At 73.8% G+C, this 21457-nt stretch carries 22 protein-coding genes and 1 pseudogene; 13 read left to right on the top strand and 10 right to left on the bottom strand.

The features are described from left to right. The first annotated feature begins 9 nt into the window (after positions 1–9). Together VKZ81_RS22320 and VKZ81_RS22315 are read left to right on the top strand one after the other, a co-directional pair. Positions 10–933: a LysR family transcriptional regulator gene (locus VKZ81_RS22320; protein WP_324243589.1), complete on the top strand. Its 924-nt coding sequence runs from the start codon at positions 10–12 to the stop codon at positions 931–933. A 74-nt stretch (positions 934–1007) separates the two neighbouring features. Then, positions 1008–1748, top strand: coding sequence for an SDR family NAD(P)-dependent oxidoreductase (locus VKZ81_RS22315; protein WP_324243588.1), 741 nt, complete (start codon positions 1008–1010; stop codon positions 1746–1748). Here VKZ81_RS22315 and VKZ81_RS22310 read toward each other — a convergent pair whose 3' ends face one another. Continuing rightward, the gene (locus VKZ81_RS22310) at positions 1749–2675 is read right to left on the bottom strand and encodes a LysR family transcriptional regulator (protein WP_324243587.1); all 927 of its coding nucleotides are present in this window, start codon (positions 2673–2675) and stop codon (positions 1749–1751) included. 81 nt (positions 2676–2756) lie between these two features. On the opposite strand from VKZ81_RS22310, the gene VKZ81_RS22305 reads away from it, so the two are divergent. After that, a complete protein-coding gene (locus VKZ81_RS22305) occupies positions 2757–3686 on the top strand; it encodes a DMT family transporter (RefSeq protein ID WP_324243586.1) in 930 nt (309 codons plus the stop codon). Between the two features lie 13 nt (positions 3687–3699). Here VKZ81_RS22305 and VKZ81_RS22300 read toward each other — a convergent pair whose 3' ends face one another. Further along, a complete protein-coding gene (locus VKZ81_RS22300) occupies positions 3700–4359 on the bottom strand; it encodes a GntR family transcriptional regulator (RefSeq protein WP_324243585.1) in 660 nt (219 codons plus the stop codon). 79 nt (positions 4360–4438) lie between these two features. Between VKZ81_RS22300 and VKZ81_RS22295 the strand changes: the two genes are divergently transcribed. Genes VKZ81_RS22295 through VKZ81_RS22275 form a run of 5 tightly spaced genes read left to right on the top strand, consistent with a single transcriptional unit; the run spans position 4439 to position 9407 of the window. Next, entirely contained in the window at positions 4439–5194 is a 756-nt protein-coding gene (locus VKZ81_RS22295; protein ID WP_324243584.1) for a sulfite exporter TauE/SafE family protein, read from the top strand. After that, complete coding sequence (locus tag VKZ81_RS22290; RefSeq protein WP_324243583.1) at positions 5184–6533, top strand: amidohydrolase family protein; 1350 nt, start codon at positions 5184–5186, stop codon at positions 6531–6533. The genes VKZ81_RS22295 and VKZ81_RS22290 overlap by 11 nt, the downstream gene beginning before the upstream one ends. 36 nt (positions 6534–6569) lie before the next feature. Beyond that, positions 6570–7811: an MFS transporter gene (locus VKZ81_RS22285; RefSeq protein WP_324243582.1), complete on the top strand. Its 1242-nt coding sequence runs from the start codon at positions 6570–6572 to the stop codon at positions 7809–7811. Further along, positions 7808–8515 (top strand): fumarylacetoacetate hydrolase family protein, encoded by a 708-nt coding sequence (locus VKZ81_RS22280; protein WP_324243581.1) that lies wholly within the window; start codon positions 7808–7810, stop codon positions 8513–8515. Before VKZ81_RS22285 ends, VKZ81_RS22280 begins: the two co-directional genes overlap by 4 nt. After that, on the top strand, positions 8502–9407 hold the full coding sequence (locus tag VKZ81_RS22275) for a polysaccharide deacetylase family protein (protein ID WP_324243580.1): 906 nt from the start codon (positions 8502–8504) through the stop codon (positions 9405–9407). Before VKZ81_RS22280 ends, VKZ81_RS22275 begins: the two co-directional genes overlap by 14 nt. 18 nt (positions 9408–9425) lie before the next feature. Here VKZ81_RS22275 and VKZ81_RS22270 read toward each other — a convergent pair whose 3' ends face one another. The 3 genes from VKZ81_RS22270 to VKZ81_RS22260 form a co-directional block, all read right to left on the bottom strand. Continuing rightward, the gene (locus tag VKZ81_RS22270) at positions 9426–9587 is read right to left on the bottom strand and encodes a DUF1059 domain-containing protein (RefSeq protein WP_324243579.1); all 162 of its coding nucleotides are present in this window, start codon (positions 9585–9587) and stop codon (positions 9426–9428) included. An 86-nt stretch (positions 9588–9673) separates the two neighbouring features. Beyond that, positions 9674–10417: an AfsR/SARP family transcriptional regulator gene (locus VKZ81_RS22265; protein WP_324243578.1), complete on the bottom strand. Its 744-nt coding sequence runs from the start codon at positions 10415–10417 to the stop codon at positions 9674–9676. 176 nt (positions 10418–10593) lie between these two features. Next, on the bottom strand, positions 10594–11271 hold the full coding sequence (locus tag VKZ81_RS22260; RefSeq protein WP_324243577.1) for a TetR/AcrR family transcriptional regulator: 678 nt from the start codon (positions 11269–11271) through the stop codon (positions 10594–10596). Positions 11272–11459: 188 nt separating this feature from the next. On the opposite strand from VKZ81_RS22260, the pseudogene VKZ81_RS22255 reads away from it, so the two are divergent. From VKZ81_RS22255 to VKZ81_RS22235, 5 genes and pseudogenes are all read left to right on the top strand, one after another. Next, positions 11460–12007, top strand: a pseudogene (locus VKZ81_RS22255) (MFS transporter). Continuing rightward, the gene (locus tag VKZ81_RS22250) at positions 12004–12189 is read left to right on the top strand and encodes a hypothetical protein (protein ID WP_324243600.1); all 186 of its coding nucleotides are present in this window, start codon (positions 12004–12006) and stop codon (positions 12187–12189) included. The pseudogene VKZ81_RS22255 and the gene VKZ81_RS22250 overlap by 4 nt, the downstream one beginning before the upstream one ends. Beyond that, the gene (locus VKZ81_RS22245; RefSeq protein ID WP_324243599.1) at positions 12138–12812 is read left to right on the top strand and encodes an MFS transporter; all 675 of its coding nucleotides are present in this window, start codon (positions 12138–12140) and stop codon (positions 12810–12812) included. Before VKZ81_RS22250 ends, VKZ81_RS22245 begins: the two co-directional genes overlap by 52 nt. 115 nt (positions 12813–12927) lie before the next feature. Further along, positions 12928–13824 (top strand): LLM class flavin-dependent oxidoreductase, encoded by an 897-nt coding sequence (locus VKZ81_RS22240; RefSeq protein ID WP_324243576.1) that lies wholly within the window; start codon positions 12928–12930, stop codon positions 13822–13824. After that, positions 13824–15977, top strand: a complete 2154-nt coding sequence (locus tag VKZ81_RS22235; RefSeq protein WP_324243575.1) for an LLM class flavin-dependent oxidoreductase — start codon at positions 13824–13826, stop codon at positions 15975–15977. The genes VKZ81_RS22240 and VKZ81_RS22235 overlap by 1 nt, the downstream gene beginning before the upstream one ends. A gap of 15 nt (positions 15978–15992) precedes the next feature. On the opposite strand, the gene VKZ81_RS22230 is transcribed toward VKZ81_RS22235, so the two are convergent. The 5 genes from VKZ81_RS22230 to VKZ81_RS22210 form a co-directional block, all read right to left on the bottom strand. Beyond that, positions 15993–16850 (bottom strand): helix-turn-helix domain-containing protein, encoded by an 858-nt coding sequence (locus VKZ81_RS22230; RefSeq protein WP_324243574.1) that lies wholly within the window; start codon positions 16848–16850, stop codon positions 15993–15995. A gap of 58 nt (positions 16851–16908) precedes the next feature. After that, positions 16909–18600: a BCCT family transporter gene (locus VKZ81_RS22225; protein ID WP_324243573.1), complete on the bottom strand. Its 1692-nt coding sequence runs from the start codon at positions 18598–18600 to the stop codon at positions 16909–16911. Positions 18601–18693: 93 nt separating this feature from the next. Continuing rightward, positions 18694–19821: an aromatic ring-hydroxylating oxygenase subunit alpha gene (locus tag VKZ81_RS22220; RefSeq protein ID WP_324243572.1), complete on the bottom strand. Its 1128-nt coding sequence runs from the start codon at positions 19819–19821 to the stop codon at positions 18694–18696. Between the two features lie 22 nt (positions 19822–19843). After that, positions 19844–21019 carry an NAD(P)/FAD-dependent oxidoreductase gene (locus VKZ81_RS22215; protein WP_324243571.1) on the bottom strand — a complete coding sequence of 392 codons (1176 nt, stop codon included), beginning with the start codon at positions 21017–21019 and terminating at the stop codon, positions 19844–19846. After that, complete coding sequence (locus VKZ81_RS22210) at positions 21019–21345, bottom strand: bifunctional 3-phenylpropionate/cinnamic acid dioxygenase ferredoxin subunit (RefSeq protein WP_324243570.1); 327 nt, start codon at positions 21343–21345, stop codon at positions 21019–21021. The genes VKZ81_RS22215 and VKZ81_RS22210 overlap by 1 nt, the downstream gene beginning before the upstream one ends. Positions 21346–21457 lie beyond the last annotated feature (112 nt).

Here is a 21457-nt window from a genome sequence, read left to right as displayed (position 1 = left end):
GATGCGGCCGTGGAACTGCGCCAGCTCACCTATTTCCGGAAGGTCGCGGAGGTCAGGTCCGTGAGCAAGGCCGCCGGGCTGCTCCACATGACCCAGCCGTCGCTCAGCCGGCAGATCCACGCCCTGGAACGGGAGCTCGGGCAGCCGCTGTTCGACCGCACGCCGCACGGCGTGGAGCTCACCGCGGCCGGCCGCAGCCTGCACCGCCACCTCGAGGACGTCTTCGCCCAGGTCGAACGCATCCCCGAGGTCGTGCGGACCGGAGGGAACGGCCTCCAGCTGATCCGGGTCGGGGTTCCGCAGGGCCTGCCCGATGGCTGGGGGCTCGCACTGCTCGACCGGCTCGGCTCGACCTTGCCCGGGGTGCGGCTCTCGCTGCACGAGGCCACCACGGAGGACCAGCGCCACCTCCTGCAGAACGGGCTGATCGACATCGGCCTGATCCACATGAACGCGCCCGAGCTCGTCTGCGAGCACCTCCTCGTGCAGCGCATGGGGGTCGCCGTCGAGGCCGGCTCCCGGCTCGCCGGCGCAGGCCGCGTCACGTTCGCCGATCTCGACGGGCTGCGGGTGATGGCCCACGCCGTCGGGGAGATCAAGGTCGAGGTGACGCGCCTGCAGGCGGCCTCGGCCGCGGCGCACGCCGCCACGGAGTGGCTGTTCCGGCGCTTCTCCGAGCACACCCGGCTCATCGCGCTCGCCTCCGAGGTGGACGCGGTCCTCATGACCCGCGAGTCGGCGCTGCGCCACCTGCCGGACTGGACCTGGGTGCCCGTCGACGACCGCGACGCCTCGGGCGAGGACCTCGACCTGCACACCTGGGCCGCGCGGCGGGATCCCGCCCCGCAGGTCGTGTGCGACGTCATCGACGTGATGAAGCGGGTGCCCTGGCCGCCCACGGCCAACCCGTGCGGCGAAAAGTCGACCTTATGACCGATAATTCGACCGATGGGTTGAATCAAGGTGTTCCGCTGGGTACCGTTGCCCCGCGAACACGAGGAGGGCCGGTGCGACTCGACGACAAGGTGGCCGTGGTGACCGGCGCGGCGTCCGGGATCGGCCGGGCGACCGCGCGCACGCTGGCAGCGGCGGGGGCCACGATCGCCGCCGCCGACCGCGACGCCGACGGCCTGACCGAGCTGGTGGCGGAGATCGGCGGCGGGACCACGGGACACCGGGTCGACCTCGCCGACAAGGAGGAGATCCGCACGCTGCGCGACGACGTGGTCGCGGCGCACGGCCTCCCGCACGTCATCGTCAACGCCGCGGGGTTCGACCGGGCCGAGCCGTTCATGCAGAACGACGACGAGCTGTGGGAGCAGCTGGCCGCGGTGAACTTCCTCGGCCCGATCCGGCTCACGCGCGCGTTCCTCGAGCCGGTCCTCGCCGCCGAGCACCCGCTCAAGATCGTCAACATCGCCAGCGACGCCGGCCGGGTCGGCAGCCTCGGCGAGACCGTCTACGCGGGCACCAAGGGCGGGCTGATCGCGTTCACCAAGTCGCTCGCCCGCGAGATGGCGCGGTACGGGATCAACGTCAACTGCGTCTGCCCCGGCCCCACCGACACACCGCTGTTCGCGTCGCTGCCGGAGAAGGTGCGCGAGGGGCTGATCAGGGCGATCCCGTTCCGCAGGCTCGCGCAGCCCGACGAGGTGGCCGACGCGGTGCTGTTCTTCGCCTCCGACCGCGCGCGCTACCTCACCGGCCAGGTGCTGTCGGTCAGCGGTGGGCTGACCATGGCCGGCTGATCACCCTGCCCGCAGCGGGGAGGCCGTCGAGCGCACGAGGCTCTCGGCCGCGATCTCCCGCAGCTCCGCGCACGTGGCCTGCACCGGTGGGGTGTGCGCGACCGCGTCGCGGACCACGGCGTGGATCGACCGCACCGGCACCGGGTGGACGACCGGCACGGCGCACGTCCCGGGCGGGAGGTTCATCGCCCCCAGCTCGGGCAGCACCGTGATCCCGATGCCGGCGCCGACGAACGCGAGCGCGGTCGGGTAGTCGTGCGCCTCGACGTGGAACGGTGGCCGGAAGCCCGCCGCGGTGCAGGCCTCGATGAGGTTGCGCCGGCACCAACCACGGGCGAAGTCGTTGTCCACCCAGCGCTCGTGCGCGAGCTCGGCGAGCTCGACCCGATCGCGGTCGGCGAGCGGGTGCCCGTCGGGAACCACGACGACGTACGGGTCGTCGATCAGGTGGTGCGCGGTGAACCCGGGCCCCGGCGTGAAGTCGGGGCGCTCGACCGCGATCTGCACGTCCGACCGCTCGGTGGGGTCGTCAGGCAGCCACTCCCGCAGCGAGAGGTCGAGCCGGACGCCCGGGAACTCGCGGGTCAGGCGCCGCACGACGCGGGGCAGCCAGGCCGCCCCGACCGAGGCGAAGTACGACAGCGACAGCGACCCCGTCCGGCCGGCCCGCAGGTCGGCGACCATCGCCTCCGCCTCCCCGATCCGGTCGAGGATCGCGTCGGCCTGCTCGGCGAGCAGCAGCGCGGCGGCCGTGGGCCGCAGCCCGCGCCCGACGCGCTCGAACAGCACCAGACCCGTCTCCCGCTGCAGGGCCGCGATGTGCTGGCTCACCGCGGACGGGGTGTAGGAGAGGTTGGCGGCGGCGGCCTGTACCGACCCGCTCGCGACGACGGAGCGGAAGACGCGCAGGCGGTGGGTGTCGAGCACACCCCGACCGTACAGTCCGACTGAATTGAACGGTAGCAATAATCGCTGGTCCTGAACTTTCTGGCGGCGCAGGCTTGGGCCATGTCCCTCTCCCGACAGACCCTCCCCCTCGCGGCGGCCGTCGTCACGGTCGTCCTGTGGGCCTCGGCGTTCGTCGGTATCCGGGCGGCCGGCCACGAGCTCTCGCCCGGCGCGCTGGCCCTCGGCCGCATGCTCGTCGGCTCGCTCACGCTCACGACGATCGTCCTGGTCGTGCGGGTGCGGCGCCCCATGGCCCCCTTCCCGCAGGGGCGGCTGCTCGGCGCGATCGCGGTGTGGGGCGCCGCCTGGTTCGGCCTGTACAACCTGGCCCTCAACGCGGCCGAGCGGCACCTCGACGCCGGCACGGCCGCGCTGCTGGTCAACGTCGCGCCGGTCGTGGTGGCGGTGCTCGCCGGGCTGCTGCTCGGGGAGGGTTTCCCGGCCCGGCTGCTGGTCGGGATGGCGGTCGCCGTCGCCGGCGTGGCGCTGATCGCGACCACCACCTCCAGCGGGGGCGTCGACCTCGGCGGGGTGCTGCTCGGGCTGCTCGCGGCGCTCATCTACGCGGGCGCCGCGGTGGCGCAGAAGCGGCTGCTGGCCCAGGCGGACTCGCTCACGGTCACCTGGATCGGCGCCGTGGCGGGCACGCTCGCGCTGCTGCCGTACCTCCCCGCGCTGCTCGACGAGCTCGAGACCGCGCCCGCCTCGGCGAGCGCCGCGGTCGCCTACCTGGGCGTCTTCCCCACCGCCATCGCGTTCCTGACCTGGGGCTACGCGCTGTCCCGCACGACCGCGGGCCGGCTCGCCGCCGCCACCTACGCCGCCCCGCCGATCGTCGTGCTGCTGTCCTGGGCGCTGCTCGGTGAGCTCCCGGCGCCGCTCGCGCTGGCCGGCGGGGCGCTCTGCCTCGCGGGCGTCGCGGTGGCGACCCGCCCCGCGCGTCCCTCCGCCACCCCGCGGGTCACGGCGGAGGCGAAGACCGGCGTCTGACGCGCCGCTCGGCTCAGTGGGCCGCGCGGTAGATCTCCGCGGCCGACCGGATGTGCTCCTCGGCCGCCCGGCGCGCCGCGTCGGCGTCGCCGTCGACGATGGCCGCGCAGATCGCCCGGTGCTGGCCGAGCACGGTTCGGGCCCACTCCGCGTCGGCGAGGTTGGACACGGTGGACACCGCGATGCGGTCCCACACCCGGTGCAGCGCGTCCTCCAGGAAGGGGTTCACCGGGGCGAGCCCGAAGGCGCGGTGGAACGCGAGGTTCGCACGCGCTGACCGCTTCACGTCGCCGTCGGCCACGGCCCGTTCCACCGCGTCCGCGGCCTCCTGGATCCGGCGCACCTCGGCGGGCGCCATCAGCCCCGCCGCCTGCCGGCGCGCCGTCAGCGCCGCCGCGAGGCCTTCCAGGGCCGCCCGCAGCTCGTAGATCTGCTCGATCTCCTCGCGGCTGAGGGTCGCGACGACGACGCCGCGCGCCGCGGGCACCACGAGGCCGTCGGAGAGGAGCCTGCCGAGGGCCTCGCGCACCGGCGTTCGGCTCACCCCGAGCTCCTGGGCCAACGCCGCCTCGGTGAGCCGCTCACCCGGCGCGAGGTCGCCGTCAGCGAAGCGCCCGCGCAGGGTCACGTACACCGCCTCCGCGCTGCTCGACGCCGATCTCGGAGCTGCCACGCGGACAGCATACGTTGCATGCAAGGCGCGGCTGCGACCCCTTGACATGCATTGCATGCAATGCATACGGTCTCGGGCCGTGGACCAGCTGCTCGTGCTCGCGGCCGTCGGTCTGCTGGCCGGTGCGGTGAACGCCGTGGCGGGCGGCGGGTCGATGATCTCCTTCCCCGCCCTGGTCGCGATGGGCATCCCGCCCGTCACCGCGAACGTCACGAACTCGGTGGCGGCGCTTCCCGGCTACGTCGGGGGCTCGCTCGGCTACCGCGCCGAGCTCGCGGGTCAGGGCCCACGGATCGCGCAGCTCACGCTGGTGAGCGTCGGCGGCGCGCTGGCCGGGGCGCTGACGCTGCTCGCCGTGAGCGCCGAGGTGTTCCGCGCCGTGGTCCCCTGGCTCGTCCTCGGGTCCGCGGTGTTGCTCGTGGCGCAGCCGCGCGTGGGCGCGTGGGCCGCGCGCCGCCGGGCGGGCGGCCCACGTCGATCGGCGCTGCTCGCGGCCCAGTTCGCGGTGGCGTTCTACGGCGGTTTCTTCGTCGCCGGTCTCGGCATCGTCATGCTCGCCGTGCTCGGGATGCTGCTGGACGACACCACCCAGCGCCTCAACGCGCTCAAGGGGGTGCTGTCGCTGGTCGTCGGGGCCGCGTCCGCGGTTGCGTTCGTGGTCCTCACCGCCGTGGCGTGGGGCCCGGCCGCCCTGTTGGCCGTCACCGGCCTCGTCGGCGGCCGGCTCGGGGTGCTGGTCGCCCGCCGGGTCCCCTCGGCCGCGCTCCGTTGGGCGGTCGCCGCGTGGGGTGTCGTCGTCGCCGTCGCTCTGGAGGTGAGCAGGCATGTTCGCTGAGGAAGACCTGCCCGACCGGCAGGACCTGGTCCTGACCGGGGTCACCGCGCTGACCATGGACCCCGCGATCGGCGACGTGCCGGACGCGACGATCGCGGTGGTGGACGGCGAGATCACCGCGGTGTCCGCGGGCCTACCGGAGCGCACGCCCCCCGGCGCTCGGGTGGTGGACGGGCGCGGGCTCATCGCGCTGCCGGGATTCGTCGACACCCACTGGCACCTGTGGAACAGCCTGCTGCGCGGGACGGTCGGGGACGCGCCGGGGCGCGACTACTTCTCCGTGAAGCGGGGCCTCGGCCCGTACCACGAGCCGGCCGACTTCTACTGGGCGGCGCGGTTCGCGCTGGCCGAGGCCGTGACGGCGGGCATCACGACGGTGCACAACTGGGACCACAACGTCCGCTCGCCGGAGGACGCCGACGTCAACGTCCGGGCCCAGCTCGACGCGGGCGTCCGCGGGCGCTTCTCCTACGGCCCGCGCGACTCCACCCCCGCCGACGAGCCGATGGACCTCGACGACCTGCGCGCCTTCGTGCAGCGCTGGCCCGACCGGCGGCGGGGCGGCCTGCTCGACATCGGGGTGGCGCTGCGCGGGCCGTACCGCACGCCGCCGCAGGTCTACCGGCGGGAGTGGGCGGTCGCGCGCGAGCTGGGACTGCCGATCACCATGCACTGCGACCGCTGCCTGCGCGAGGAGGGGTGCTCCTCCTGCGGGCTCACCCGGCTCGCCGACGAGGGGCTGCTCGGTCCGGACCTGCAGGTGGTGCACGCCGTGCACGCCTCCCCCGCCGACGTCACCGCGCTCGCGACGTCGGGCACCCGGGTCTCGCTCAGCCCGATCACCGAACTCCGGACGATGGGCTTCCCCCTGGTCACGGAGCTGTTCGAGGCCGGGGTGCCGGTCTCGCTGTCCACCGACACGCTGGCGATGCCGACCGCGCCCGACGTCTTCACCACGCTGCGGGCCGTCGAGGCCGTGGAGGCCGCCCGGTGCGGCTCGGGCGTGGTCACGCCCCGCAGGCTGCTGCGGATGGCGACGCTCGACGGCGCGAGCGACCTCGGGATCGCCGACGTCACCGGCTCGCTGACCCCGGGGAAGCGGGCCGACCTCGTGCTGGTCGACGCGCGCGGCTCGAACCTGCTCCCGTCCGGCGACCCCGCCGAGGCGCTCGTGCGGCAGGGGCGCGCCACCGACGTCCGCACGGTTCTCGTCGACGGCCGGGTGCTCCTCGACGAGGGCGAGCTCACCCAGCCCTCGGCACGCGCAGCGGTGGCCGACGCCGACGCCCGCCGCGACGCACTGGTCGCGCGCGCCCGCGCCGCGGGCGCGTGGGACTGACGCAGGTCCAGATCAACGACGACTCGGACGGTGACCATGACCACGAGTGCTGTACCCCCGCGGGCGCGCGTCGCCACCGGCCCCGCCATCGCGATGTTCGGGCTGCTCCTGGTGGCCTACTCGGTGAACGCGATGGACCGGATGGTCTTCCCGGTCCTGCTGCCCGAGGTGCGCGCCGAGTACGGCTTCGACCTCGACCAGTCCGGGTTGCAGTCGACGATGTTCGCGATCGGCATGGGGCTCACGGGCGTCCCCGCCGGCATCGCCCTCGCCCGGTTCGGCCGCAAGGTGCTGGTCGTCGCGGGCACCCTGCTCTTCTCGGCGGCGACGATCCTCACGGTGGTGAGCGCCGGTTTCGCCGACATGCTCCTGTGGCGGGTGCTCTCCGGCGTCGGGGAGGCGCTGCAGCTCGCGGCGATCCTCACGGTGGCGGCCGGCGCGTTCCCGCGGCGGCGCGGGCTCGCCATCGGCGCGGTGAACATGGCGTTCGCCCTCGGCTCCGTCATCGGGCCGATCGCGGCGGCGGCGCTGCTCGAGGCGCACGGCACCTGGCGCTCCCCCATGATCGTCTTCGGGGCGTTCGGCCTCGTCGTGACCCTCGCTGTCATCGTCCTGGTGCCGCGCCGGTTCACCGAGGCCACCGGCCTGCAGACCCGGACGCGGCACGTCGGGGGCGCCCGGTCGGTGCTGACCTGGAACCCGCTGCTGCTCGCCGTCGTCACCGTGCTGTTCGGGCTCGTGGACTTCGCCTACATCGGCATGTACGCCACGTACCTGCGGGAGGGCCTGGGCTTCACCCCCGCCCAGGCGGGGCTCGCGGTCGGGCTCTCCGGGCTGGCGGCCTTCGCCTCCCCGCTCGGCGGCTACCTCACCGACCGGCTCGACCCCCGCCTGTGCCTCGCCGGCGTGAACCTGCTGACGGCCGCGTCCGCGGCCGCCCTGTTCCTCGGGCCGCCCACGCCGGGATGGCACGCCGCGTTCTCGTTCCTGTTCGGCCTGTTCGCGAGCAGCGGCTGCTACGTCGTCCTCGCGGGTCTGCTCGTGAAGTCGGTGCACCCCACCGTCGCCGGGCACGCCTCCGGCGTGTTCATCACCTGCATCTACCTCGCTGCCGGCGTGGCGGGCTACGTCTTCAGCCGCTTCGTCGGCGCCCTCGACTGGGTCGGCGCCGGGCTCGTGCAGATCGCCGGCTTCTCCGTGGTCGGCGCGCTGCTGGCGCTGCTGCTGCGCCCGGCCACGTTCAGCACCACAGCTCCCGCCGGATCGGAGGCCCCATGACCCTGTTGTTCGACCCGCCGACCGTCGCGGTGCCGATCGCGGGCACCGCGGACCGGTTCCCCGTGCGGCGCGTGTACTGCGTCGGGCGCAACTACGTCGACCACGTCCGGGAGATGAAGGAGGGCGACGAGCGCGACGACCCGTTCTTCTTCCAGAAGCCCGCCGACGCCGTCGTCGGCGACGGCACCCGGGTGCCGTACCCGCCCCGCACCGCCGATCTGCAGTTCGAGGGCGAGCTCGTCGTCGCGATCGGCGCGGAGGGGGTGGACGTCCCCGCCGAGCGGGCGCACGAGCTCGTCCTCGGCTACGCGGCGGGCATCGACCTCACCCGCCGCGACCGCCAGCGCGAGTGCCGAGCGCGGCAGATCTCCTGGGAAGCGGGCAAGGCGTTCGACGCTTCCGCGCCGTGCGGCCCCATCACCCCCCGCGCGCAGGCCGGTGACATCGCCGCTGCCGAGCTGCGGCTCGCGGTCAACGGCGAGGTGCGCCAGCGCACGCCGATCGCCCTGATGATCTGGAACGTCGCCGAGATCATCGCCCACCTGTCCGCCGACTACCGGCTCGCGCCCGGCGACCTCGTCTACACCGGCACGCCTGCGGGCGTCGGCGCGGTCGGCCCCGGTGACGAGATCCGGGTCTCCGTCGACGGCCTGCAGCCCTTGTCCGTCACCATCATCGAGAGCGGGAGCAATGGAGCCCACTGAGCGCATCGACTACGACCCGATCGAAGGCCGCCCGGCGCTGCAGCTGCCCGGCGGCGCCCGGGTCGCCGTCTGGTTGATCGTCAACGTCGAGGAGTGGTCGGCCAGGGAGCCGATGCCACGCACCGTCCTCACCCCACCCGCGGGCGGGGTTCCCTCGCCCGACATCCCGAACTGGGCGTGGCACGAGTACGGCAACCGGGTCGGGTTCTGGCGGATGCTGCGTGTGCTCGACCGGCACGCCATCCCGGTCGCCCTCGCCGTCAACGGGTCCGCGATCGAGGCCTACCCGCAGATCACCGCGGCCGCCGTGCAGCGGGGCTGGGAGTTCATCGGGCACGGCTACACCCAGAAGAACATGCAGAAGGTGCCCGACGAGCGGCGCGACATCCAGCTCACCCGCGACGCGATCGCGGCCGCGACCGGGCGACGCCCGCGCGGCTGGCTCGGGCCCGGCCTCACCGAGACCTGGGAGACGCCGGACCTGCTCGTCGAGGAGGGCTACGAGTACGTCTGCGACTGGGTGCTCGACGACCAGCCCACCCGGCTGCGCACCCGCACCCGCCCCATCGTCAACGTCCCGTACACGCAGGAGTGCAACGACGTGGCGATGATGCTCATCCAGCACCACACCGCCGACGAGTACCGGCGCAGGGCCGTCGACCAGTTCGACCAGCTGCTCGCCGACGCCCGCGCCGACGGCTCCGCGCGCGTGATGGCGCTGGTCGTGCACCCCTACATCATGGGCGCCCCGCACCGGCTGAAGTACCTGGACCTCGCCCTCGAGCACATCCGCGGCCACGACGAGGCGGTGTTCCTCACCGGCGAGCAGATCCTGGACTGGTACACCGCCGCCCGCCCCGACCGCCACCCGGCGGACGCCACCGCCGGGTAGGCGCTCGTCCGCGGGCCGTCAGCTGGGGACCAGCTCGATCCACCCCCGCACCACGGCGGGCGTGACGTTCGGGGCGAGGTCCGGGTGGGTCGACGCGACGTGCGCCAGCACGGCCTCGACGACCCGGTCCTCGTCCTCGTCCCGCACGGAGAACCCGCACTCGCAGTTCACCTGGTTCATGGCTGCTCCTCCTTCTCCCCCGACCGCGTGAGTCTGCGCGCGGGTGGTGTCCGCGACGTTGTCGGAAGCTTGTCGTCGCGCCGCGGTCAGAGCAGTCGGCTGACCAGGTCGCGGGTGGCCGGGCTCGGGGAGACACCGAGGTCGTCGCGCAGCACGCGCCGCAGCCGGTCGTAGACGAGCAGGGCCGCGGCGTGGTCGCCCCGCCGGGCGAGGGCGCGCATCAGCAGGCCGTACCCGACCTCGGACAGCGGCTGGAGCTCGACCAGCCGGCGGGCGCTGCGCTCGGCGCTGGGCAGCTCGGCCGGGCCGAGGTGCAGGCACGCCTCGGCGTAGCAGGCGAGCGCCCGCTCGTGGTCGTACTGGGCGGAGCGGCGGCGCTCGTCGACCCACGGGTGCTCGAACCCGGACAGGAATTGCCGCTGGGTCACGAAGAGCGCGCTCAGGGCGTGGGTCCAGGCGCGCGGCCAGTCTTGCTGACCGGTCGCGGACTCGGCGTCGTGCAGGGCGGCGGCCGCGCGCTCGGCGTCCACCACGGAGTCCGGCGGCAGGACGATCTGCAGGCTGCTGCGGCCCCGGATCTCGATCGGCGCCAGCGCGGCCCGCGCCTTCGACAGCAGGGCGTTGAACCCGGCGACGGCGCCGTCGCCCGGGCCTGCGGGGCGCCACAGCGCCTCGAGCAGGGCCGCGCGGTCGACCGCGGACCGGCGGTGCGCGGCGAGGTAGGCCACCAGCAGCCTGCCCCGCCTGCCGGGCAGGTCGCGCTCCACCAGGCGCCCGTCGACGTGCACCGCGAACCGCCCGTGCAGCTGGATCCTCGCCCGGGTTCCCATCCCCACGCGCACCCCCCAGCAACGGGTCGAGGTCCGGAACGTCGCTGGGCCACGACGCCTCGTTACGCCGCGGGTGCCGCTTCGACGATCGTGGCCCGCACAGCACGGCAGAAAACGAAGGATCACTCCGAATAATACGGAGGACTTCTCCGTTTCAGACACGACCCGCGGATCCGTCAACCTCGGCGGCGTTCGCCCGACCGCGAACCCCGCGGCGACGAGCGGGGCCGCCCGGCGTCGTCGCCCGGGGACAGGAACCCGCGGGCGGCGACCGCCAGGAGGCGGTCCGCGGTCGCGGGATCGCGCTCAGCGGCCACCGCGATCGCTCCGACCAGCCGCAGCACATCGATGAACGCCAGGTCGGCCGGGGCCTCACCGACCGCCTGGGCGCGGAGGAACAGGGTTTCGCCGGACAGGCGCATCCGGTGGCAGGAGTCGGACAGGCGCGCCGTCTCCAGCGTGGCCAGGGCGGACGAGGCCATGCCGTGGAAGGCCGTGACCTGGGAGATGAACGCACGCAGCCAGTCGAGCAACGCCTGGCCGGGGGATTCGGCGGACAGCATGTCGCGAGCCTGGGCGCCGAGCCGGTCGTAGGTGTCGGCGAGCAGCGCTTCGAGGAGGTCCTGGCGGGTCGGGAAGTGGCGGTAGAGGGTGGCGATCCCGACCCCGGCCCGCTTGGCGACGGCGTCCAGCGGAGCCTCGGCCCCTTCCGCCAAGAAGATCTCCTCGGCGGCGGAGAGCAGCCTTTCCCGGTTGCGCCGGGCGTCCGCGCGCTCGGACCGTGCCGGAGGGCGGTCGGCCCCCATCTCCACCTCCACCACCTCGTGCACCTCGACCGGCCACCCCGAGGGCAACAGGTCGCCTCACCAGCGCAAAACGGAGGATTACTCCATATCATCCGGAGTCATTCTCCGAATCTTGCTCGGACCTCTCTCACTGCCGCCGTTCCACCAAGGGGCTCGTGCCGGACATCGAACGCGAGGCGGTATCCGGGCACCGTCCCGGCATCGCACTCGCCGTGATCCTGGCCTGCCAGCTGGTGATGGTGCTGGACGGCACGATCGTCAACATCGCCCTCCCCGAGATCCAGCACGGCCTCGGCCTCACCGACGCGGGACGCTCGTGGGTGGTCAACGCCTACCTGCTGACCTTCGGAGGATTGCTGCTGCTCGGCGGCCGAGCCGGCGACATACTGGGCCGCCGCCGGGTGCTGGTCGGCGGGGTCGTCCTGTTCACGGTCGCCTCGCTCGCCGGTACCGGCTGGGTGCTGCTGGTCGCGCGCGCCCTCCAGGGGGCCGGGGCGCGCTGGCCGCCCCGGGCACGTTGGCGCTGATCATGACCAACGCCGGCGGTGAGGCCGCCCGCCACCGGGCCCTCGGCCTGTTCTCGGCGGTGGCCGGGTCCGGCATGGCGGTGGGGCTGATCCTCGGCGGCGTGCTCACCTCGGGCGCGTCATGGCGCTGGGTGATGTTCATCAACGTGCCGCTCGGCGCGCTGATCGCCGTGCTGGCCCCGCTGTTCGTCGACGAACCACCGCGACAGCCGGGGCGGTTCGACGCCGCCGGCGCGCTGACCTCGACCCCGGGATGACCGCGCTGGTCTTCGCGTTCGTCCGCATCGCCGAGACCGGGTGGAGCGATCGCGCGGGCCTGACCGCGTTCGGCGCGGCGGTGGCGCTGCTCGCGCTGTTCCTGGCCACGAGGCGCGAGCCAGGCAGCCGATCATGCCGCTTCGGCTGTTCCGACACCGCAACCGGGCCTTCGCCTACCTGAACGTGCTGATCCTCGGCGCCGCGTTGATGAGCCAGTTCTTCTTCCTCACCCAGCTGTTGCAGAACGCGCTCGGCTACAGCGCCCTCCAGGCCGGGGTCGCGTTCCTGCCGATGGCGCTCACCCAGCTCGTCGCGGCCCGCAGCACGCCGCGGATCATCGCCAGGTACGGCATGAAGGTGCCGATGCTGTCGGGCGTCCTGCTGGTCGTGGCCGGGATGGCCTGGCTCACCCGGATCACCGACGAGGTCGGCTACCTCACCGGGGTGCTCGCCCCGATGCTCCTGTTCGGGATCGGCGTCGGGCTGTGCTTCATGCCGCTCAACACCACCATCATGACCTCGGTCGAGGAACGCGACGCGGGATCGGCCTCGGGGCTCCTCCAAGCCCTGCTCCAGATCGGTGGATCGGTCGGCATCGCCGTCTTGACCACCGTCTACAGCACGGCGGTGCGCCAGGAGGCGGCGCGCCTGCTCCCCGGCGACGCCGCCCAGCAGGCGCACCACCTGCTCGTGCACGGCGTCTCGAGCGCCTACGTGGGCGGGCTGGTCCTCGCCGTGGTCGTCTTCCTCGTCTTCCTGTTCGGCATCACGACCACCTCCCGGCCCGCCACGGGCGGTTCGTGAGCCTCGTGGCACCGTGGTCCGGCCCACTCCGGAACGATCGTGGGAATCCCGAGCGCAGATGCTCTGTTACGCAGAACGTCTAGCGAACAACACAGTGGATCCGGGGTGAGGAGCCATGACGGACTACGGTCACGACCTGCGATTCGGATCGTTCATCACGCCGACGAACGCGGATCCGCAGCGGGTCGTCCAGCTGGCGGAGGCCGTGGAGGCGGCGGGGCTCGACCTCGCGACGTTCCAGGACCACCCCTACCAACCCGGGTTCCTGGACACCTGGACGCTGCTCAGCTACGTGGCGGCCCGGACCCGGCGGATCAGCCTGTCGGGCAACGTGCTGAACCTCCCGCTGCGCCCGCCCGCCGTCCTCGCGCGGTCCGCGGCGAGCCTCGACCTGCTCTCCGGCGGCCGGTTCGAGCTCGGCCTCGGTGCGGGCGGGTTCTGGGACGCCATCGAGGCGATGGGCGGGCGGCGGCTCGCCCCGGGGCAGGCCGTCGACGCGCTCGGCGAGGCCATCGACGTCATCCGGGGCATCTGGGACGCGGGCGACCGCACGCCGCTGCGGATCGACGGCACCTACTACCGGGTGCACGGGGCCAAGCGCGGCCCCGCCCCGGCCCACCCGATCGGCATCTGGCTGGGCGCGTACAAGCCGCGGATGCTGCGGCTCATCGGGCGCAAGGCCGACGGCTGGCTGCCCACGCTGCCGTACCTGGGCTCGCTGCAGGCCCTCGCCGACGGCAACGCGGTGATCGACGAGGCCGCGGCCGAGGCCGGGCGCGACCCGCGGGCGATCCGCCGTCTGCTCAACATCGGCGGCGAGTTCCCCAGCCGGTCGGGCGAGCGGCTGTTCGCCGGCCCGCTGCCGCAGTGGTCCGAGCAGATCGCGGAGCTGGCGCTGGAGCACGGCGTGTCCGGCTTCATCCTGGCCAGCGACGACCCGCGCGCCGTCGCCGTGTACGGCGAGGAGGTCGCCCCCGCGGTCCGCGAGCTGGTCGCGAAGGAGCGCGCGTGATGGGCACGACCGACCACGGCCACCCGCTGCGGTTCGGCCTGGCCGCCCCGACCGGCGATCCGCAGGCCGCCGTCGAACTGGCGCGCCTGGCCGAGGAGCTGGGCCTCGACGTCGTGGCCGTCCGCGACGAGCCCGACGGGCCGGACGCGTGGACCCTGCTGTCCTGGATCGCGGGCGAGACGAACGGGGTCCGGCTGGCCCTCGACGGCCTCGACCTGGTCCGCAGGCCCGCCTCCGTCGCCGCCCGCGCGGCGGCGAGCCTCGACCTGCTCTCCGGCGGCCGCGTCGAGGTGGGCCTCGCCCCGGACGGTGCCGACGAGGCCATCGACATCCTGCGCGCGCTGTGGGCGTCCGACCCCACGCCGGTGACCTACGCCGGCACCCACCAGCGGCTCGCCGGCGCCACCCGGGGTCCCGCGCCCGCCCACGACATCCCGATCTGGGTCGGCGGCGCAGCGCCGGACCTCGCCGGCCGGGCCGCGGACGGCTGGTCGGTCGCGCTCGACCGCGTCGACGCGGACGCCCGGCGGGCCGGGCTCGCCGCGGTGGACGCGGCCGCGCGCGCCGCGGGGCGCGACCCACGGGAGGTCCGCCGCGTCGCGACGCTCTCCGGGCCCGCCGACGCCGACGAGCTCGAGCGCCTCGCCCGCGACGAGGGGTTCGCCACGTTCCTGCTGGCCGCCGCCGACGCGGATGCCCTGCGCGCCTTCGCCGACGTCGCCGCGGCGGTCCGGGCGCGGGTCGCGGTGGCCCGCGCCGCGGCCGGGGTGCGGGTCGGCTCGGTCCGCAGCGCCGCCGTGCGCGCCCGCCGCAGGCCCGGCATCGACTACGACGCCATCCCGGCCTCGCTCGCCGAGCGGGCTGTCGAACCCGGCGACGCCCGCTACGACGCCGTCCGCTCCAACTACCTGCGTGGCGGCTCGCCGGGCCTGGTGCTGCGGCCACGCACCACCGCCGAGGTCGTCGACGCGCTCGCCTACGCGCGCCGCCACGACGTCCCGCTCGGCGTGCGCAGCGGTGGCCACGGCGTGAGCGGGCGCTCCACCAACGACGGCGGCATCGTCATCGACCTGGGCGCGCTGAACCGCATCGAGGTGCTGGACCCGGCGACCCGCCGCGTCCGGATCGGGCCCGGCGCCCGCTGGGGCGAGGTCGCGCCTGCGCTGCAGCCGCACGGCTGGGCCATCACGTCGGGCGACCACGGCGGCGTCGGGGTCGGCGGGCTCGCGACCGCGGGCGGGATCGGCTTCCTGTCCCGCGAGCACGGGCTCACCATCGACCACATCCGCGCCGTCGAGGTGGTGCTGGCCGACGGTTCGGTGGTGCGCGCCGACGAGCACCACCACCCGGACCTGTTCTGGGGCGTGCGCGGCGCGGGGAGCGCGCTGGGGATCGTCACGTCGTTCGAGTTCGAGGCCGACGAGGTGGGCGAGCTCGGGTTCGCGCAGCTCACCCTGGACGCCTCGGACACGGCCACGCTGCTCGAGCGCTACGGGTCGGTGGTGGAGGCCGCGCCGCGCGATCTGACCGCCTTCCTCGTCCTCGGCCCGCCGCGGCGCGGCATGCCCGCCGTCGCGACGGTCATGGCCGCCGTCGACTCGCCGGATCCGGACACGATCGTCGAACGGCTGCAGCCGCTGGCCGGCATCGGGCCACTGCTGGCCCAGCAGGTCGTGCTGACGCCGTACCCGGGGATCGTGGGTTCGCCCGATCCGGGTCCGCACCAGGGCCAGGGCGAGCCGGTGACGCGGTCGGGGCTGGTGGACCACATCACCCCCGAGTTCGCCCGCGCCGCCGCGGACTTCCTGCACAGCGGGGCGACGTACTTCTTCCAGTTCCGCTCGGTCGGTGGCGCGGTCGCCGACGTCGACGAGGACGCCACGGCCTACGCGCACCGATCGGCGAACTTCTCCGCCGTCGCCTTCGGCCTCAGCAGGCAGCGGTTGGACGCGGCCTGGGACCGGATGGCCGGGCACTTCAACGGGTCGTACTGGAGCTTCGAGACCGACCGGCGGCCCGGCCGGCTGCTCGAGGCCTACCCGGCCGCCACGCTGCGGCGGCTGTGCGAGGTCAAGCGCCGCTACGACCCGGACAACGTGTTCCGCGACAACGTCGTCCTCCAGCCGGCCGAGGAGGCGCTGTTGGCGTCCTGACGCCGCGGGGCCCGGTCAGCCGGGCCCCGCGGCGTCGGTCTGGAACTCCTCGGCGCCGACCACGCGGAGCAGGTCGAGCCGGTCGCGCGAGTCGGCGTCCGCGGGGGTGAGCACCAGCAGCTGCTGGCGCTGGTCGGGGGTGACCAGCGTTTCGCAGTCCATCCGCAGGGGGCCCACCCGCGGGTGCAGGAACGTCTTGCGGTCGGCGCGCCGCACCCCCACCTCGTGCTCGGCCCAGAGCCTGCGGAACTCGGCGCTCGCGGCCTGCAACCGTTCGACGAGCCCGGTGACCTCGGCGTCACCACCGCGGCGGCCCGCGGCGGCCCGCAGGTCGGCCACGAGTGATCGGGCGTGGTGCTCGTGCTCCTCGGGCGGGTGGATGGCGCGCGCCTCGGGCTCGGTGAACCACCGGTAGACGAAGTAGCGGCGGTCGCCGGTGAGGTCGCGGTGATCGCCGGGTGCCAGCAGCTCCGACCCCCGGTTCCGGGCGAGGATCTCCCCCAGGTCCGACAGCACCATCGCGGGGGTGTCGCCGAGCAGGTCGAGCATGCGCAGCAGGCCCGCCCTGGCCAGCTGCGCGGTGCCGTCGGCGGGCGGGGGCTGGTGGCCCGCCAGGTGGAACAGGTGGGTGCGTTCGTCCTCCGACAGCCGCAGCGCCCGGGCCAGCGCCCCGAGCAACTGGGTGGAGGGCTGGCTGCTGCGCCCCTGCTCGAGGCGGACGACGTAGTCGACCGACATGCCGGCGAGCATCGCCACCTCCTCCCGGCGCAGGCCCGCGGTGCGGCGGCGCGGGCCGGCCGGGATCCCGACCTCGGCCGGCCGGACCGCCGCGCGGCGACGCTTCAGGAAGTCTGCGAGCTGATCGCGCTGCACGCCACCCATGCTCCCCGCGACGGGCGGGGCGATCCAGGGAGCGGCCGTCCCACCCTCGTCATCCGCCGCCGTCGGCCTCCGTCCGCGCCGGGGCCGGCTTGACGTTGATGAAGAACCGGTCGCCGTAGTTCGCGACGCCGTAGCTCACGGCCTGCTCCACGGCCCGCTGCGAGCGCGCGTCCCGGCGGATCAGCGGGTCGCGGCGCAGGTCCCTGGTGAGCGCCACGCACAGCAGCACCATCACCAGCCCGAACGGCACGGACATGATGATCGTGAGGTCCTGGATGCCGGTGAGGGCGTCGTCGCCGCCGACGAGCAGCATGACGGCGGCGATCGCGCCCATCACCAGGCCCCAGAAGACGACGACGCCCCGCGAGGGGTGCAGCGAGCCGCGTTCGGACAACGTGCCCATGACGACCGCGGCGGCGTCCGCGCCGGAGACGAAGAAGATCGCGATCAGCACCATCGCGACGACGCCGAGCGCAGCACCGAGCGGGTACGCCTCGAGCACGCCGAACAGCTGGCCCTCCGGCGACCGCGAGGCGAGGTCCGCCCCGCCGCGTTCGAGGGTCACGGCCGCGCCGCCGAAGATCGCGAACCAGACCAGGCTGACCAGGCTGGGCACCAGGATCACCCCGGCGACGAACGCCTTGATCGTGCGCCCGCGGCTGATCCGCGCGATGAACATCCCGACGAACGGGGTCCAGGAGATCCACCACGCCCAGTAGAAGACGGTCCACCCCGAAAGCCACACCTCGGTCGCGTCGCCGCCGGTGGCGCCGGTGCGCGCCGCCATCTGCGCGAGGTCGCCGAAGTAGTCGCCGATCGTGGTGGGCAGCAGGTTGAGGATGAGGATCGTCGGCCCGGCCACGAACACGAACGCCGCGAGCACCGCGGCGAGCACCATGTTGGTGTTCGACAGCCACTGGATGCCCTTGGCGACGCCGCTCACCGCGGAGGCGACGAACGCGATCGTGAGCACGACGATGACGGCCACGAGCAGCGCGGTGGGCGCTTCGGCCAGGAAGCCGCCCGCCTGCAGCCCGCCCCCGATCTGCAACGCCCCGAGGCCGAGCGACGCCGCGGAGCCGAAGAGCGTCGCGAAGATCGCCATCACGTCGATGGCCCGCCCCAGCGGGCCCGCGCAGCGCCGGGCGCCGAGCAGCGGCTCGAAGGCCGAGCTGATCAGCGACCGGCGGCCCGCGCGGAACGTGCTGTAGGCGATGGAGAGCCCGACGACGGCGTAGATCGCCCACGGGTGCACCGACCAGTGGAACAGGGTGGTGGCCATCGCCACGTCGAACGCCGCGTCGGTGCCGGCGGCCACGGTGCCCGGCGGCGGGTCGGTGAAGTGGGCGAGCGGCTCGGCCACCCCGTAGAACATCAGCCCGATGCCCATCCCGGCGCTGAACATCATGGCGACCCACGAGACGGTGCGGAACTCGGGCCGTTCGCCGTCGCGGCCGAGCGGGATCCGCCCGTAGCGGCTCAGCGCGAGCCACAGGGCGAACACGACGAAACCGCTCGCCGCGAGCACGAACGCCCATCCCCCACCACGGATCACGCCGTCGAGCACGGAGGAGGCCACCGCGCTCAGCGACGTGGTGTTCACCAGCCCCCACGCGATGAACGCGACGACCAGGACCGCCGCCGACCCGAACACCCACCGGTCGACGCCGGACCGCGCACCCGCGTCCGGGACGTCGCTGTCCGGGATCTCGCCCGCGTCGGGGGATGCCTGCAGGACCATGTCGCGTCGACGCCTCCTGTTCGATCGGTGCCGTCCTCCCCGCTCAAGGACGGTCGTGGTGGGTGGGCGAGTCGGACGGGGAGGCCCGCCGCGTCAGGAACCGAGCTGCTCGGTCACCCAGTTGTGGAAGGCGCTGATGTGGTGCTCGCTGGGCACCAGGACGCCGCCGTCGGCGTAGGCCTTGGACGAGGCGGCGAGCTGGCAGCGCTCGCAGGCGTCGAAGTCCTGCTGGTTGACGCGGTGGAACAGCTCCACCGAGCGGTCCAGGTCCCGGCCGCTGCGCACGACCTCCGGCAGGTACAGCCAGTCGCACTCGACGACCGTGCGGTCCGGCGCGACCGGGTACATGCGGTGGAAGATCACGTGGTCGGGCACGAGGTTGATGAACACCTGCGGGTTCACCGTGATCGCGTAGTACTTGCGGTCGTGGCCGTCGGCGACCCCGGGGATCACGTCGAGGCCCGGGCTCTTGTCGACGGTGAACCCCTGCGCGTCCTCGGCGAACTCCGCCCCGTGCCCCACGTAGTACTGCGCGGCGTAGCCCTCGGCGAACTCCGGCAGCACCTCGGTGAGCTCGGGGTGGATGGTCGCGCAGTGGTAGCACTCCATGAAGTTCTCGACGATGAGCTTCCAGTTGGCGCGCACGTCGTAGGTGTGCCTGCGGCCGAGGTCGAGGTTCTCGATCTCCCACCGGTCGATGACGCCCTCGGCCCCGAGCCGCTCGGTGACCGCACCGACCACCGTGTCCTCGAACGACGGCGGTTCGTCGGCGACGCAGACCCAGGCGTACCCGAGCCACTCGCGCAGCGCCACCGGCAGGAGCCCGAACGCTTCGCGGTCGACGTCGGGCATCTTGGTCAGGTTCGGGGCTGCGACGAGCTTGCCGTCGAGGCCGTAGGTCCAGGCGTGGTAGCCGCACTGGACGTTGCGGCGCGCCACGCCGGAGCGCTCCATGCAGACCCGGGCGCCCCGGTGCCTGCAGACGTTGAGGAACGCCCGCAGCTGCCGGTCGCGGCCGCGCACGACGAGCACGTTCTCGCGGCCCACGTCGAGGGTGCGGAACGCGCCGGGCTCGGCGAGGTCGGCGCTGCGCGCGGCCGCGATCCAGCGGGCCTCGAAGATCTTCTCCTGTTCCCGCCGGTAGATCTCGGGGTCGGTGTAGGAGAGGCCGGGGAGGGTGGAGATCAGGCTCGACGACACGTGGGTGGTTGGAGCGGACACGTGACACCTCTCGTGGGGGAACTCAAGCGAGGGGGGCGGCGGCGGGGGCCGCGAGCTGACGGCGCCACTTGGCGAAGAGCTTGGGTTGGTTCATGGCGAACACCGCGACGAGCCGGCCGTCGCGGCGGTAGCCGGCCACGAAGCGGCGGGAGTCCGGGTCGCCCTCGATGATCTCGACCTCGTCGTCGGCGGTCCGGTGGCCCGCGAACTGCATCCGCACGCCGTACTGGTCCGACCAGAAGTAGGGCGGCGCGGGCCGGGCGGGCGCCGCGTCCCGCCCCAGCAGGGTGGCCGCCGCGGCCGAGGCCTGCTGCAGCGCGTTCGTCCAGTGCTCCTGGCGCAGCTCGACGCCCGCGTAGGCGCAGTGGGAGAACGTGCAGTCGCCCGCGGCGACGACGTTCGGCAGGTTGGTGGCGCCCGCGGCGTCCGTCCACACGCCGCGGGGGTCGTGGTCGACGCCGGAGCCGGCGAGCCACTCGACGTTCGGCAGCGCCCCGATGCCGACGACCACCACGTCGGCGGGAACCGCACGGCCGTCGGCCAGGCGGACCTCGCGAACCCGGTCGGTGCCGACGAGACCGGCGACGGGGGTGCCTGCGATCAACCGAACCCCGCCCTCGGCGTGCAGCGAGGTGCACACCGCGGCGAGCTCCGGCCCGAGGACGCCGGCCAACGGGAGCCGTTCGGCCTCGACCACGGTGACCTCGACGCCGAGGTCGCGCGCCGTGGACGCCACCTCGGCCCCGATGAACCCGGCTCCGATCACCACCAGCCGGCCGCCGGAGCGCAGGCCGTCGCGCAGGGCGATCGCGTCGTCGACGGTGCGCAGGGTGTGGACCCCGGGCAGGTCGTCGCCCGGCCACGGGCGCGCCCGCGCGCCGGTCGCGAGCACGACCCCGTCGGCGGCGACCTCCTGCCCGGACGCGAGCACGACCGAGCGGCCGCGGGGGTCGAGGCGCACCGCCGTCTCGCCGAGCCGCCAGTCCAGGTCGAGCTCGGCGTCGGCGTCGGTCGTCAGAGCGAGGTCGTCGATGCCGATCTTGTCGGCCAGGAACTCCTTCGACAGGGGCGGGCGGTCGTAGGGGAGCCGGTCCTCGGCGCCCACGACCACGACGCGGCCGTCGAACCCGTGCTCGCGCAGGGCGCGCGCGGCGCTGATTCCGGCGAGCGAGCCGCCGATGACCGCGACGGTGCGCATCAGGCGGCCGCCTCCACGGCCTGCGCGACGCGGACGTAGACGAAGCCGTCGACGACGACGACCTCGTGGGTGCGCACAGGGGTCTTCGCGGGCGGCCCGGACGGCATCCCGGTGCGCAGGTCGAAGCAGGCGGCGTGCAGCGGGCACTCGACGCTGCAGCCCTCGACCCAGCCGTCGGCGAGCGAAGCGTCCTGGTGGGTGCACGTGTCGTCGATGGCGAAGAACTCGCCGTCGACGTTGAACACCGCGATCGGGGCCTCGACGCCTTCTTCCACCCGCACGGCCTCGCCGAGCGGTATGTCCTCCGGTCGACCGACGAGGATCATGGCACCTCCGTTACGGGCTTGTTTCAGATAGCGCAACGCGACTCGCTATCAGCAACAGCATGATGAGGGCGCGCTGACCAGGCCGTCAAGAGCCTTCGACCTGCTCGAATCG

Source organism: Pseudonocardia sp. (genome assembly GCF_035305885.1).
Taxonomy (GTDB): domain Bacteria; phylum Actinomycetota; class Actinomycetes; order Mycobacteriales; family Pseudonocardiaceae; genus Pseudonocardia.
This window is presented reverse-complemented; position numbering and strand designations above follow the sequence as displayed.

Coding starts and splice junctions, on each gene's coding strand:
- VKZ81_RS22215 (WP_324243571.1), bottom strand. CDS start 21,019: ATGCGCACCGTCGCGGTCATCGGCGGCTCGCTCGCCGGAATCAGCGCC.
- VKZ81_RS22305 (WP_324243586.1), top strand. CDS start 2,757: ATGTCCCTCTCCCGACAGACCCTCCCCCTCGCGGCGGCCGTCGTCACG.
- VKZ81_RS22275 (WP_324243580.1), top strand. CDS start 8,502: ATGGAGCCCACTGAGCGCATCGACTACGACCCGATCGAAGGCCGCCCG.
- VKZ81_RS22285 (WP_324243582.1), top strand. CDS start 6,570: ATGACCACGAGTGCTGTACCCCCGCGGGCGCGCGTCGCCACCGGCCCC.
- VKZ81_RS22210 (WP_324243570.1), bottom strand. CDS start 21,345: ATGATCCTCGTCGGTCGACCGGAGGACATACCGCTCGGCGAGGCCGTG.
- VKZ81_RS22240 (WP_324243576.1), top strand. CDS start 12,928: ATGACGGACTACGGTCACGACCTGCGATTCGGATCGTTCATCACGCCG.
- VKZ81_RS22250 (WP_324243600.1), top strand. CDS start 12,004: ATGACCGCGCTGGTCTTCGCGTTCGTCCGCATCGCCGAGACCGGGTGG.
- VKZ81_RS22290 (WP_324243583.1), top strand. CDS start 5,184: ATGTTCGCTGAGGAAGACCTGCCCGACCGGCAGGACCTGGTCCTGACC.
- VKZ81_RS22280 (WP_324243581.1), top strand. CDS start 7,808: ATGACCCTGTTGTTCGACCCGCCGACCGTCGCGGTGCCGATCGCGGGC.
- VKZ81_RS22225 (WP_324243573.1), bottom strand. CDS start 18,600: ATGGTCCTGCAGGCATCCCCCGACGCGGGCGAGATCCCGGACAGCGAC.
- VKZ81_RS22265 (WP_324243578.1), bottom strand. CDS start 10,417: ATGGGAACCCGGGCGAGGATCCAGCTGCACGGGCGGTTCGCGGTGCAC.
- VKZ81_RS22235 (WP_324243575.1), top strand. CDS start 13,824: ATGGGCACGACCGACCACGGCCACCCGCTGCGGTTCGGCCTGGCCGCC.
- VKZ81_RS22270 (WP_324243579.1), bottom strand. CDS start 9,587: ATGAACCAGGTGAACTGCGAGTGCGGGTTCTCCGTGCGGGACGAGGAC.